The organism is Candidatus Arsenophonus lipoptenae, from assembly GCF_001534665.1.
GTDB classification, from domain to species: Bacteria; Pseudomonadota; Gammaproteobacteria; order Enterobacterales; family Enterobacteriaceae; genus Arsenophonus; species Arsenophonus lipoptenae.
Map to the genome: position 1 here is coordinate 559,913 of NZ_CP013920.1, position 14,138 is coordinate 574,050.

Annotated in this window: 10 protein-coding genes and 4 tRNA genes; 10 read left to right on the forward strand and 4 right to left on the reverse strand. The window is 25.1% G+C overall.

Features of this window, described 5'->3' with window-relative positions; translation table 11 throughout:
* Positions 1 to 86: 86 nt before the first annotated feature.
* The 3 genes from rpsU (at position 87) to rpoD (ending at position 4,122) form a co-directional block, all read left to right on the forward strand.
* A complete protein-coding gene (gene rpsU, locus AUT07_RS02265; protein ID WP_066283644.1) occupies positions 87 to 302 on the forward strand; it encodes a 30S ribosomal protein S21 in 216 nt (71 codons plus the stop codon).
* A 96-nt stretch (positions 303 to 398) separates the two neighbouring features.
* Positions 399 to 2,144, forward strand: a complete 1,746-nt coding sequence (dnaG, locus tag AUT07_RS02270) for a DNA primase (RefSeq protein WP_066283646.1) — start codon at positions 399 to 401, stop codon at positions 2,142 to 2,144.
* A 172-nt stretch (positions 2,145 to 2,316) separates the two neighbouring features.
* Positions 2,317 to 4,122 (forward strand): RNA polymerase sigma factor RpoD, encoded by a 1,806-nt coding sequence (rpoD, locus tag AUT07_RS02275; protein ID WP_066283648.1) that lies wholly within the window; start codon positions 2,317 to 2,319, stop codon positions 4,120 to 4,122.
* Between the two features lie 191 nt (positions 4,123 to 4,313).
* On the opposite strand, the gene AUT07_RS02280 is transcribed toward rpoD, so the two are convergent.
* Positions 4,314 to 4,386 (reverse strand) — tRNA-Ile (locus tag AUT07_RS02280).
* Between the two features lie 218 nt (positions 4,387 to 4,604).
* On the opposite strand from AUT07_RS02280, the gene AUT07_RS02285 reads away from it, so the two are divergent.
* Positions 4,605 to 5,132: a DedA family protein gene (locus AUT07_RS02285; protein ID WP_236860968.1), complete on the forward strand. Its 528-nt coding sequence runs from the start codon at positions 4,605 to 4,607 to the stop codon at positions 5,130 to 5,132.
* 358 nt (positions 5,133 to 5,490) lie between these two features.
* Here the strand turns inward: AUT07_RS02285 and pgm are convergent, their stop codons facing one another.
* Complete coding sequence (gene pgm, locus AUT07_RS02290) at positions 5,491 to 7,125, reverse strand: phosphoglucomutase (alpha-D-glucose-1,6-bisphosphate-dependent) (protein WP_066283654.1); 1,635 nt, start codon at positions 7,123 to 7,125, stop codon at positions 5,491 to 5,493.
* A gap of 455 nt (positions 7,126 to 7,580) precedes the next feature.
* Between pgm and AUT07_RS02295 the strand changes: the two genes are divergently transcribed.
* From AUT07_RS02295 to fur, 3 genes are all read left to right on the forward strand, one after another.
* The gene (locus tag AUT07_RS02295) at positions 7,581 to 8,372 is read left to right on the forward strand and encodes an alpha/beta fold hydrolase (protein ID WP_066283655.1); all 792 of its coding nucleotides are present in this window, start codon (positions 7,581 to 7,583) and stop codon (positions 8,370 to 8,372) included.
* 428 nt (positions 8,373 to 8,800) lie between these two features.
* A complete protein-coding gene (gene fldA / locus AUT07_RS02300; protein WP_066283660.1) occupies positions 8,801 to 9,307 on the forward strand; it encodes a flavodoxin FldA in 507 nt (168 codons plus the stop codon).
* A 163-nt stretch (positions 9,308 to 9,470) separates the two neighbouring features.
* Positions 9,471 to 9,926 carry a ferric iron uptake transcriptional regulator gene (gene fur / locus AUT07_RS02305; protein ID WP_066283662.1) on the forward strand — a complete coding sequence of 152 codons (456 nt, stop codon included), beginning with the start codon at positions 9,471 to 9,473 and terminating at the stop codon, positions 9,924 to 9,926.
* Between the two features lie 97 nt (positions 9,927 to 10,023).
* Here the strand turns inward: fur and glnS are convergent, their stop codons facing one another.
* A complete protein-coding gene (glnS, locus tag AUT07_RS02310; protein WP_083495548.1) occupies positions 10,024 to 11,685 on the reverse strand; it encodes a glutamine--tRNA ligase in 1,662 nt (553 codons plus the stop codon).
* 622 nt (positions 11,686 to 12,307) lie between these two features.
* Here glnS and AUT07_RS02315 point away from each other — a divergent pair.
* The 3 genes from AUT07_RS02315 to AUT07_RS02325 all read left to right on the forward strand — a co-directional run bounded on the left by AUT07_RS02315 (position 12,308) and on the right by AUT07_RS02325 (position 12,580).
* A tRNA-Met gene (locus AUT07_RS02315) sits at positions 12,308 to 12,381 on the forward strand.
* A 10-nt stretch (positions 12,382 to 12,391) separates the two neighbouring features.
* Positions 12,392 to 12,473: transfer RNA gene (locus AUT07_RS02320), tRNA-Leu, on the forward strand.
* A 32-nt stretch (positions 12,474 to 12,505) separates the two neighbouring features.
* Positions 12,506 to 12,580: transfer RNA gene (locus tag AUT07_RS02325), tRNA-Gln, on the forward strand.
* 270 nt (positions 12,581 to 12,850) lie between these two features.
* On the opposite strand, the gene AUT07_RS02330 is transcribed toward AUT07_RS02325, so the two are convergent.
* On the reverse strand, positions 12,851 to 14,047 hold the full coding sequence (locus AUT07_RS02330) for an FAD-dependent monooxygenase (RefSeq protein ID WP_066283667.1): 1,197 nt from the start codon (positions 14,045 to 14,047) through the stop codon (positions 12,851 to 12,853).
* Positions 14,048 to 14,138: the final 91 nt, after the last annotated feature.

Below are 14,138 nucleotides of genomic sequence, written 5' to 3' on the forward strand. Positions count from 1 at the left end.
TATATTGTGTCGATTTTAATGATCTATCAATATGAATGTTTATAATATCATTGTAATTAAAATTAATTCTGAGGTCACCAAGGTAAATGCCGATAATTAAAGTACGTGAAAACGAACCATTTGATGTAGCATTGCGTCGTTTTAAACGTTCTTGCGAAAAAGCAGGAATATTAACTGAAGCACGTCGTCGTGAATTTTATGAGAAACCAACTACTATACGTAAACGTGAAAAAGCATCAGCAGTAAAGAGACATATAAAAAAATTAATTCGTGAAAATGCTAAGCGTACACGTTTATACTAATTAATAGTATTGTAATTTTTATAATGTGATATTAATCATCAAAATCATTTATAATAAAACTATTGTTTGTTGTTTTCTTACTATAAGAAAAGGCTTATGTCTGAGAGAATTCCACACATATTTATTAATGATTTATTAGCTAGAACCAATATAGTTGATCTTGTCGGTACTAAAGTAACACTAAAAAAACAGGGAAAAAATTATTATGCTTATTGTCCTTTTCATAATGAAAAAACCCCCTCATTTACTATTAATGAAGATAAACAATTTTATTACTGTTTTGGTTGTGGTGCTCAAGGTAATGCAATTGATTTTTTAATTCATTATGAGAAATTAAATTTTATTGAAACTATTGAAGAACTAGCTAGTAGACAAGGTTTAGATATTCCATATAAAATAGTTAATAGTTCTAATAAAATAAAATGGTATCAAAGAAATAATTTCTATCAATTGATGAATGATATTAATCAATTTTATCAAAAATCATTAAGTGAATTAAATTCAGATAATGCAAAAAAATATTTGATAAAACGAGGTTTAAATGATGAAATCATTCGTCAGTTCTCTATCGGTTTTGCACCAAAAGGATGGAGTAATCTACTTACTTATTTTAATAATAATACTGATAATCATAAACAACTTAATGCTATTGGTATGTTAATTATTAATAATAATGGTAAAACTTACGATTATTTTCGTAACCGTATTATGTTTCCTATTAAAGATAAATTAGGACGTGTCATAGCTTTTGGTGGTCGTGCTTTAGATAATATTATGCCAAAATATCTAAATTCACCAGAAACTGAAATTTTTCATAAGGGTCGTGAATTATATGGACTTTACGAAGCAATACAAAGTAATAGATTACTTACTAAGCTATTAGTTGTTGAAGGTTATATGGATGTTATATCTTTAGCTCAATTTGGTATTAATTATGCTGTAGCATCATTAGGTACCGTAACTACGGTGTATCATATCCAATTATTGTTCAGAACAACAGATAGAGTTATTTGTTGTTATGATGGTGATAATGCTGGACGATTAGCTGCATGGCGAACACTTAAAATAGCTCTTCCTTATTTAAAGGATGGTCGTCAATTAGAATTTATATTCTTGCCTGATGGGGAGGATCCTGATTCATTAATACGGAAAGAGGGTAAAAAAAATTTTGAACAGCGTATTATTAAATCATATTCTTTATCAAAGTTTTTGTTTGATAAATTAATTAAAGAAGTTAATTTAGGTAATTATGAAGGTAAGGCAAAATTTAATAGTCTTGCTATCCCTTTGATTAAGCAAGTACCTAGTGTTACATTGCAATTATTTTTAATTAAGGAATTAGGAAAGTTTATTGGTATTCCAGATATTTCATATCTTTTTTCTATTTTAGAAAAAAGATATAATAAAAAAACGAATTATAAAAAACCAAAATTTATTAAACCTACAACAATTAGAATTTTGATTGCATTATTGCTACAAAATCCAAGTTTTGTGAATTTTGTTCCTCCACTTGATGGAATTAAGCACTCACAGCTACCAGGAATCATGTTATTTTTAGAGTTGGTAAAACTTTGTAAATCTCAACAAAATATAACTACTGGTCAATTATTAGAATATTACCGTAATAATATATATATTAAACAATTAAAAGCATTAGTAATTTGGAATGATATAGATATACCGGAAATAGCTAAAAGAATATTTAAGGATTCATTAAAACATTTATTTATCATAGTTCTTAATGAACGATTTGAATATTTAATGGCAAAAGAAAGAACAGAGGGATTAACTAGTGTAGAGCGTAAAGAAGTTTATTTAATTACTGCTTCAAAAATACAATAGTTATTTAAAAATAATTTTTTAAATATTAATTTAATAAAATAAAATTTATAAATTATTATTGATATAAAGAACATACTAGATATAGTAATTATATCCATTTAATCTTATTGTTGGTAACTTGTTTTGCTAACTGATACAAAACTAAATTATGAAGTGTGGAAAATATCGCATTATGGAACAAAACTCGCGGTCACAGTTTAAGTTACTAGTGACTAAAGGTAAAGAGCAAGGTTATTTAACCTATGCTGAGGTCAATGATAATCTTCCGGAAGATATTGTTGATTCAGATCAAATAGAAAATATTATTCAAATGATCAATGATATGGGCATTCAAGTAATGGAAGAAACTCCTGATTCTGATGATCTTATTTTAACAGAAACTACTACTGATGACGATGCTGTTGAAGCTGCTACCCAAGTATTATCTACTGTTGATAGTGAAATAGGTCAAACAACAGATCCTGTACGAATGTACATGCGTGAAATGGGTACTGTGGAATTATTAACTCGTGAAGGTGAAATTGATATTGCTAAACGTATAGAAGATGGTATTAATCAAGTTCAATGTGCTGTTGCCGAATATCCTGAAGCTATTGCTTATTTACTAGAACAATATGAGCGTATTGAAAATGGTGAAATTAGATTATCTGATATCATTATAGGTTTCATTGATCTTGATACTGAAGAAGATTTATTACCCACAGTAGCACATATAGGTTCTATGCTACCTGAACAAGCTATAAATGATGATGATAATGATGAAAATAATATTGATCCAGAATTAGCTTTGCAAAAATTTTCAGATCTTCGTAAACAATATGAATTAACTTTATTCGAAATTCAAAAAGGTGGACGAAATAATATTAATTCAATTATAGCAATTGAAAAATTATCTGAAATTTTTAAGCAATTTCGTTTAGTACCAAAACAATTTGATTATTTAGTAAATAATATGCGTGATATGATGGAACGAGTTCGCACTCAAGAGCGATTCATCATGAACTTATGCATTAAAGAATGTAAAATACCTAAAAAAACCTTTATTTCTTTATTTTCTGGCAAAGAAACTAATTTACATTGGTTAGTTACTGCAAAAGGTATGAATAAACTTTGGGCTAAAAAAATAGTTAATTTTGAGGAAGATATACAACGATCTTTACAAAAATTAAAACAAATTGAAGAAGAGACTGGTTTAACTATTGAACAAGTAAAAGATATTAATCGTCGTATGTCTATTGGTGAAGCAAAAGCACGTAGAGCTAAAAAAGAGATGGTTGAAGCTAATCTACGTTTAGTAATTTCTATTGCTAAAAAATATACTAATAGAGGTCTACAATTTTTAGATTTAATTCAAGAAGGTAATATTGGACTTATGAAGGCAGTTGATAAATTTGAATATCGTCGTGGATATAAATTTTCAACATATGCAACTTGGTGGATTAGACAGGCTATTACTAGATCTATTGCTGATCAAGCACGAACTATCCGTATCCCAGTTCATATGATTGAGACGATTAACAAATTAAACCGTATTTCTAGACAAATATTACAGGAAATAGGTCGTGAACCTTCACCAGAAGAATTAGCACAACGTATGTTAATACCAGAAGATAAAATACGTAAAGTATTAAAAATTGCTAAAGAACCTATTTCTATGGAAACACCTATTGGTGATGATGAAGATTCACATCTAGGTGATTTTATTGAAGATACTACTTTAGAGTTGCCATTAGATTCTGCTACTTCTGAAAGTTTACGTTCAGCTACTCATGAGGTATTAGCTGGTTTAACTACTCGTGAAGCTAAAGTTTTACGTATGCGATTTGGTATTGATATGAATACTGATCATACTTTAGAGGAAGTTGGTAAGCAATTTGATGTTACTCGTGAAAGAATAAGACAGATTGAAGCAAAAGCTTTACGTAAGTTAAGACATCCAAGTCGTTCAGAATTATTACGTAGTTTTTTAGATGAATAAAAAATACTTATGCAAAATAACTTTCATTAATAAATATGATTTTAAAAAAAATTAGTAAAATTAATAAAATAAGTATTCTGTGATGTGTAGTAGGCATAAACTAACTTTTTAATATAATTAAAAATATTAACTAATAATTTATATATTTTGTTAGAAAATATTAATAATTTTCTCTTTTTATAAGAAGATGATGGCCCTTGTTGGATTTGAACCAACGACCAAGCGATTATGAGTCGCCTGCTCTAACCTCTGAGCTAAAGGGCCTTATTTTAGTATTAGCAATTGTATGCTATTTTTTTAGGCAGGTCTAGTTTTTATGAATTTAAATATTATTTTATAAATTTAATAAGTGTAAAAATGGTTTTTTTAATAAACTTTATTATTATAAAATAATATATATCATTAATATTAATAATATCTTAATGATATTTATCGTAAAATAAATAAATTTAAAAATAAACTTTATTTATTAAATAGTTTTGATGAAGATAAAAAAATCTATGATGTACTTTAATTTATTATTATCAAAGATAAATCTGCATCCAATATGGTTATTTGTTATATTGTTTAGTATAGCAATGAGTAAATCTACAATTATTTTGTCTTCTTTTTTTCCACCTGCATCAATAATGTTAATAACAGGTATTAGCTTCAGTTTGTCTAAACTAAATATTATTTTGGTATGGTTAGCTATTACTTTAGGAGCTACAATAGGATCAATAATTTCTTATTGTTTGGGTTGTCAAATAACTAATAAGAAAATTTTTCATAGTTTTTTAAATCGATATCAAATAACCATTAATAATGCTTATAATAAATTAAAAAATCAGGGTTTTTTATGTTTATTTTCATCACGATTTATTGCTATATTAAGATATGTAATACCTTTAGTTGCAGGAATGATATTAATGAATCGAACTAAAGTATATAGTATTTTTTTATTATCCGCAACTATTTGGTCTGCCATGTTTATTTTAATTATAAAAAGTACATTTATTTTTATTGTATAAGTAAGTTTTAGAAACAAACTTTGTAAATAGCGTAAATGTTAAGGATTATTTTATAATTAAAAAAAACAGTAAAACTAATTTAGTTTTGTACTATATCATAATTGCAATAAATTTAATCAATTACATATTTAATATATACATATGAAATATGTAATTGATTTATACATATGAAATATGTAATTGATTTTGTATTTGTTATTTTCTTTTTTTGTTATTTACTTTTTATAAATTTATGTTAGCTATAATATTCTTTAAAATAAATAGCTCTAAACTAATAGAAGTACATAAATAAGTAAATTGAATATATGTTATGCATTAGTACTGCATTAGTATGCAAATAAATATAAAGACATATTCGTTATACTATAATAATAGATTTCTTGATAATTTGGATAACTTCAAATTCAATTAATTTTAAATGCTTATTACTTTTAAAACTTTCACAATAAATCTTATAAAGTTCTTCAGTTCCTGAAGAACGTATTGTGAACCACCCATGATCTGTTATTACTTTTAAGCTATCTATTTCTCCATCTATTTTTTTTGTAAAATGAGAAGTAATAGGATCGCCAGCTAACACTTTAATTGATGCTATATCAGTGATTAATTTAGTAAAATATTTTTTTTGTTCATAGTTAATTTTAATTTGTATTTTCTTATACCAAGATTTGCCGATTCTATGAGTAATATCTTGATAATATTGCTGTGGATTTTTACCAGTTACTGCCATTATTTCAGCTGCCAATAAACATAAAATAATACCATCTTTATCAGTTGTCCATGGAGTTCCGTTAAATTTTAGGAAAGTTGCACCAGCACTTTCTTCACCAACGAAACCATACTTACCTTTATATAAATTATCAACAAACCATTTAAAACCAACTGGCACTTCAATTAGTTCAAGACCTAAATCAGCCACTACACGATCAATAATTATACTGGACACTAACGTTTTTCCTACAGCAAGATCTTTTTTCCATTTTGGGCGATGGCGAAATAAATAATCAATAGCAACAGCTAAATAATGATTTGAGTTCATAAGTCCTAATGGTGTTATAATACCATGTCGATCATGGTCAGGATCATTAGCAAATGCTAAGTCAAATTGTTTTCTTAAATTTAATAATTTTTTCATTACCCAATGTGATGAACAGTCCATTCTTATTGTGCCATCATAATCTAAAGTCATAAAACTAAATGTGGGATCTATTTGTTCATTAATTATTTTTAAATTTATTTTATAATATTCAATAATACGTTTCCAATAATTTATTCCAGCACCACCTAATATATCGACAGCTATTTTTAATTTAGATTTTTTTATTGCAGTCATGTTGATAACAGAATTTAAAGAAATTACATAAGATTCAACAAAATCTTTTTCTATATAATGAGAGTCTTTAATAGCAATTTGATAATTTGTACGTTTGACTGTTGATAATTTATTAGCTATAAATTTGTTAGCTATAAATTCAATTTTACTTGTTAGCAATGTATTAGCTGGACCTCCATAAAATGAATTATATTTTATACCTCCATACTCAGGAGGGTTATGTGATGGAGTTATAATAATGCCATCAGCTTTTTGTTCATGGGTTTTATTGTAATTTAATATAGCATAAGAAATAGATGGTGTCGGTGTAAAACCATTATTTTTTTGTACGATTACATTTATTTTATTACCTATTAATATTTCAACTACTGTCATAAAAGCAGCTGATGATAAAGCATGAGTATCTTTTCCTATAAAACATGGCCCAGTAATGCCATAATATTGACGTACTTCTACAATGGCTTGCGTAATAGCTAAAATATGTTGTTCATTAAAATTATAACGATATGAACTACCTCTATGACCAGATGTACCAAATTTAACATTTTGATCTGGATTTTTTATTTGAGGTTTTAGTAAATAATATTGTTTAATTAATTGTTTAACATCAATTAAATCACTTTTTTTTGCAAATTTTCCAGCACGTTTATGTAGTGCCACTTATTTTACTCCGAAGAAATATAAAAATAATACTATTGGATTTATTGTATTCAATAATACACATATCAAATATTATTAATCATATCATATAATCATTTATATTTTATCTGATTATTTTAATATATTATATTTATAATATAAAGGTAATTTGTTATAATTTTAACTTATTAATTAATAACGTTTTATTTAAATAAATAAATCAGTTTTAATAATACTATTTTGATATATATAAATTATTATGGAAATTAGTTAATACATAAAAATTTATTAGTAGAAATATTCTCATTATTTTTGAATATTTATTTTAAATTATGTATATATAGAAATATAATTTCTAATAAATTTAAAAAAAGTAGATAATATTTTAATATTTATTAAATTAAAAATTATTATTTTTCATATAATCTTATAATAATACTAAATTATGATATTCATTTATATATATAAAATATGGTATGACTAATTTATTAAATAATCACCTATTATATTATAATATTTTGCAGCCTAAAAATCCTATTTCTTCTACTAGTATTGTATTACTTCATGGTTTATTTGGTGATCATCAAAATTTAGGTCTATTAGGAAGATATTTACAAAATTATTTTAAAGTTATTGCAGTAGATATTCGTAATCATGGTCAATCTCCCCAAACAGAAACTATGTGTTATTCAGAAATAGCAATAGATGTTATAGAATTATTAAGTTATTTAAATCAAAAAAATGTTATTTTAATTGGACATTCCATGGGTGGAAAAGTAGCCATGACTATGGCTTCATTAATGCCTAATTTTATAGAAAAAATTATAATTATTGATATTGCTCCTGTTAGTTATCATATTAATGTTCATAAACATATATTTTTTGCTTTAGAACAAGTAGTACAATCTGGTGTCACTTCAAGAAAAGAAGCAGCTATTATTATGCGTAATTTAATTATTAAAGAAAACAAAATTCAATTTTTACTAAAATCTTTTAATAAAGGTAAATGGAAATTTAATTTGCCTGTTTTAAAGAAAAATTATCATCAATTAATGAATTGGAAAGTAATTTCTCCATGTCGTCTCCCAGCACTTTTTATTAGTGGTAGTTTTTCTAATTATATTGCTGAATCCTATTATGAAAATATTATCAATCAGTTTCCTGAAGCGACAATACATATTGTTTTGGGATGTGGACATTGGGTACATATTGAAAATTCAGAAGCAGTTATTCGGGCTATTTATAAATTTTTAAATATCCATATTTAAAAAAAAGTTTTTAAAATAAAAATAACATACATTATATAATGTAATGTATACTTTTTAAAATACAATTAATTTAATAAAATTTTTTACTAAAAATGAAATTCATTTATTGATTTTAAAAACAATATTTTTTATTATGTATAATATTTATATTTTTTTAGAAATTGCAATATAGATGTTTTTTATATAAAATTAATTACTTTTAACCTATGCAGATAAAATTATTTGAAAGTGTATAATTTAAAATATAAATTAGATATTTTTGTTATCATTTGTCAATTTACTAGATAATAAAATATATTTCATTAAAAGTAATTTTTGTTTAATTTAATAAATTCATACAGACATGTTAAATATGTCACTTCTAAGTATTTTATCTTTTTTATTTATTATCAATAAATAAAAAATTAAATTTAAGAGGTTTTTAATTTATGTCAAAAATAGGTATTTTTTTTGGTAGTGATACTGGTAATACAGAGAATATTGCTAAAATGATCCAAGAAATGCTTGATGATTCTGAAATGTATGATATTGCTAAAAGTAGTAAGGAAGATATTGAAGCCTTTAATATTTTGTTATTTGGTATACCCACCTGGTACTATGGTGAACCTCAATGTGATTGGGATGATTTTTTCCCTATTCTAGAAGAAATTGATTTTAATAATAAATTGGTAGCTATTTTTGGTTGCGGTGATCAAGAAGATTATACGGAATATTTTTGTGATGCTATGGGTATATTGAAAAATATTATTGAACCTAATGGTGCTATTATTATTGGTCAATGGCCAGTAGAAGGTTATTACTTTCAAGCATCAAAAGGACTAGCTAATGATACTCATTTTGTTGGACTTGCTATTGATGAAGATAGACAACCTGAATTAACTACTAATAGAGTGGAAAGTTGGATAAAAAAGATATCTAAAGAAATTAATTTATAACTTTAATATATATGTTGATATTTTTGCGTATGATCATTTTGTTAAATTATTTATAACAATAAGAAACATATGCTATTTAAAAAATTATTTATAAAAAAGTACTTTACTATTATTACTTTGATTTTTATAAAATTTAGTATTTATACTAAAAGGTATAAATGGTATGCTAGACAATGATGAAGTATTAAAAAACGCAGGATTTAAGGTAACGATATCACGTTTAAAAATTTTAAAATTGTTACAAGAACCTAAATATATCCATAGTAGTGCTGAGGAACTTTATAAAAAACTTATTGATATGAAAGAAGAAATTGGTTTATCAACCGTCTATCGTATTCTTAATCAATTTGATGAAGCAGGAATAGTAACTCGTCATAATTTTTTAGGTAGTAAATCGGTTTTTGAATTAACACAACCATATCATCATGATCACTTAATTTGTTTGGATTGTGGTAGAATTATTGAATTTATTGATGAATCAATTGAATTGATACAACAAAATATAGCTGAAAGATATGGTATTAAATTATCTAATCATAGTTCTTATTTATACGGTTATTGCTTTCAAAAAGAACAATGTAATAATATTAATTTTAAAATTCATTTTAATGAGCAATAAAAATAATCAATATAATTATTAATTAATAAAATTATAAAATATCTATTTTTATAATTTTATGGCTTAATTTATTTTTATACAAATTAACAAAAAAATATTATTTTATTTTTATCCATCTATTTTTTAATTTTACTGTACGATTAAATACAAAATGTTTTTTTGTATGATCATGTATATCGGCACAAAAATAACCTTCTCTTTCAAATTGGTAAATTGAACCAGGTTTTGCAGAAATTAAACTTGGTTCTACAAATCCATATCGAATTAATAAAGAATCTGGATTAATGGTATTTAAAAAATTTACTTCTAATGCAGGATTTGGAATCCTAAATAAGTAATCATATAATCTAATTTCTGCCGGTATACAATGTAATACACTTACCCAATGAATAACTCCTTTAACTTTACTTCCATTTGATGGGTTTTTATTTAAAGTATTTGAATCATAAGTACAATAAATAGTAGTTATATTTCCATTTGCATCTTTATCAATGCGATGAGCTTCTATAACATAAGAATTGCGTAACCGGACTTTTTTGCCTAATGTTAAACGGTTGTATTGCTCATTAGCCGTTTCAAGAAAATCAGCTTTATCAATATATAATTCTCGACTAAATGGTACTTTACGAGTTTTCATATCCAGTTTATTAGGATGATTATACATAGTTAATATTTGTTCATTACTGGACATATTTTCTATGATTAATTTTATTGGATCTAATACAGCCATTACTCTTGGTGCATTTTTATTTAAATCATCACGAATACATGATTCTAATGCTTCCATTTCAATAACATTATCTTTTTTAGTAATTCCTATTCGTTTACAAAATTCACGAATAGCATTAGCAGTATAACCTCTACGACGTAAACCTGAAATAGTTGGCATTCTAGGATCATCCCAATTTGCAACTTTATTTTCTGTAATTAATTGATTAAGTCTACGTTTTGACATTACTGTATAAGTAAGATTTAGACGTGAAAATTCATATTGTTTAGGATGATTATTAATTGTGATATTATTTAATATCCAATGATATAATCTACGATTATCTTGAAATTCTAGTGTGCAAAGTGAATGAGTGATTCCTTCTAATGCATCAGAAATACAATGTGTAAAATCATACATTGGATAAATACACCATTTTTTACCTACTTTATGATGTTCAACATATCTTATACGATATAAGATTGGATCTCTCATCACTATAGAAGATGATGACATATCAATTTTAGCACGTAAACATGCCTTGCCTTCTTTAAAGCCACCAGATTTCATTTTATGAAATAGTTGTAAGTTTTGTTTTATACTTCGATCACGATATGGACTATTTTTACCTGCTTTATCCAAAGTTCCTCGATATTCACGAATAGTATCCGGACTTAATTCGTCAACATAAGCTAATCCTTTTTTGATCAATTCAATAGCATACTTATATATTTTATTAAAATAATCTGATGAATATTTTATTTTACCATCCCACTTAAATCCTAACCATTTTATATCTTTTTTAATAGAATCGATATATTCAATATTTTCTTTTATTGGATTAGTATCATCAAATCTTAAATTACATTGTCCATTATAGTCTTTTGCAATACCAAAATTTAAACATATTGATTTAGCATGGCCAATGTGTAAATAACCATTTGGTTCAGGTGGAAATCGAGTATAAATTTTGCTATATTTACCTGATGTTAAATCTTTCTCAATAATCTGACGAATGAAATTTGTTATTTTTATATCTGATTGATTCATTCTCATGATCCTTTGAATACATAAATAATTTAATAATTTTATTTAAATATTTTAGTTATATAAAACGTTAAAATTTTATTAATTATTTTATATTAAGCAATATTTTTCCTAATATGTATTATCAATTTAGAAATAATTTTTAGAAAAATATTTTTATTTAATAAATATTATATATCTTTTTTTATAACTTTAGAACAAAATAATTACGTATTAAATATTTTTAACTTATTTAAAATAATAATCAGATGTCTATTAAGTATTTTATGTTATTAGTTAATAATAACTTTATATATTTTTGAGTTTATTAAATATTACTGATATTAAAATGAAGTTATTATTATGTTTTATTCATAATTTATTGTAAAATAGTCATTGCATAATATCAATTTTATTAATAGATATTTTAAATATATGATAAAAAATTTAGTTGATATATTATAATTTTTTATATTAATTAATAATTATTTTGTTATCTTATCGATAATGTTTTATCGATATGTAAATACAATTTAGTTTAATTATATAAAAATATATACTTAGTGAATTTAAAAATAATTTGACAAATCAAATTGATAGACACATAATTATTTTATTTAATTTTTATTAAAACTTATATAAGTATGGCTATGTAGCTCAGTTGGTCAGAGCACAGCACTCATAATGCTGGAGTCACGGGTTCGATCCCCGTCGTAGCCAGTTGATATTTGCGGGGGTGGCGAAATTGGTATACGCACCAGATTTAGGTTCTGACGCCAAATGGCATACGAGTTCAAGTCTCGTCTCCCGCATCATCTTGTATAGTTATTGCATGCATCTCTTCTGGGGTATCGCCAAGAGGTAAGGCACCAGGTTTTGATCCTGGTATTCCCTGGTTCGAATCCAGGTACCCCAGCCATTTTGTTCTAACCATAATTTTATATTATGTATGAATTCTGCTTTGTTTAGATGAATAGGGATAGTTTAAAGTGATATAGCAGTAATATGGTAAATATTAATGCTAGTTTTTATTTTATTTTGATATTAAACTTGTATAAGTTAAAAAAACTTAAAAAATTTTTTAAATTTTAAAAATATGGTGCATATTTATATATTATATATATACGGTTTAATATACTTAAAAGAATAAATATGTTGATTTTAGATTATTTGACATTAATTTAATTTTTTATAAACCTAAAGCATATTTTAGTATGTAGTTTTTTAGCTTTTTGTTTTTTTGTACTAATTTTAAGATCACAGTTCTAATAATTATTATACATGTTAAATGAGAACTAAATATTGTATAGATGGCATCTATACTCATTTGCATTAATTTATTATCATGTATTCTGTCTGTTTGATAGATAAGTAAAGTTTTTTTTTCGTAGATAGGAATTAAATGTTCTTTTGCATTAATTAATACATTTAATAAACTATTAATATCACGATAACCTAAATTTACTCCTTGTCCAGCCAGTGGATTAATACTATGTGCAGCATCACCAATTAATGCTAACCCTGTTTTCACATAATTACTAGCATGATGACGATTAAATGAAAAACTACCTTTAGAAATAACTTCAAATATACCTAAACGTTTAGGAAAAGCTAGAATAATTTCTTTTTTAATTTGTTTTAAAGACATACTTTGTAGGTTTCTAACCTTAGTAGGTTTGTCATACCAAACCAAACAAGCCCAATGATCAAATAAAGGTAAAAATGCACGCGGTCCAGAAGGAAAAAATTGTTGCCAAATAATATCTTTTTGTTTTTGTTCCATATGAATTGTAATAAGTAGACATAATTGATTATATTGCCATCCATTAGTACCAATTCCAACTAGAGATCTAATTTGAGAATTGGCACCATCAGCAGCAATAATTAATTTTGTAAAAACTTGTAGATGTTGATTCTCATTTTTTAATGATAATATCCATTGTTTGTTTTTACGTTTAATAGATATCAATGAATATGGGCATAATAAAGTAATATTATAATATTTATTAAATTGTTGCCATAATGCTAATTTTAAAATATGATTTTCAACAATATAACCTAATTCAGGTATAAAAAGATTTTTTGCTTCGAATATTACATGAGTATTGTCTTTTTCCCAAGTATCTAGTCTCCTATAAGGAGCAACACGCATATTTATAACGTCATCCCATACCCCAAGTTGCTTAAGTAAACTAACAGTAGCATAGTTTAATGCTGAAACACGCAAATACGGTGGACTTAATGGATTAAATGATTTTTCTAATAAGTTACTATGTTCTAGTAAAAGAATCTTCCATCCTTCTTTTGCTAAACCAATTGCCATTGCAGCACCTATCATACCAGCACCAACAACTATGATATCATAATTTTTATCTACCACATTCATGATTTATTTTTATATTAATTTAGCTATATAATACCTGTTTTAAAAAATAGCTTAATTTTTTAATTATTAATTAATGATATCATATTAATTA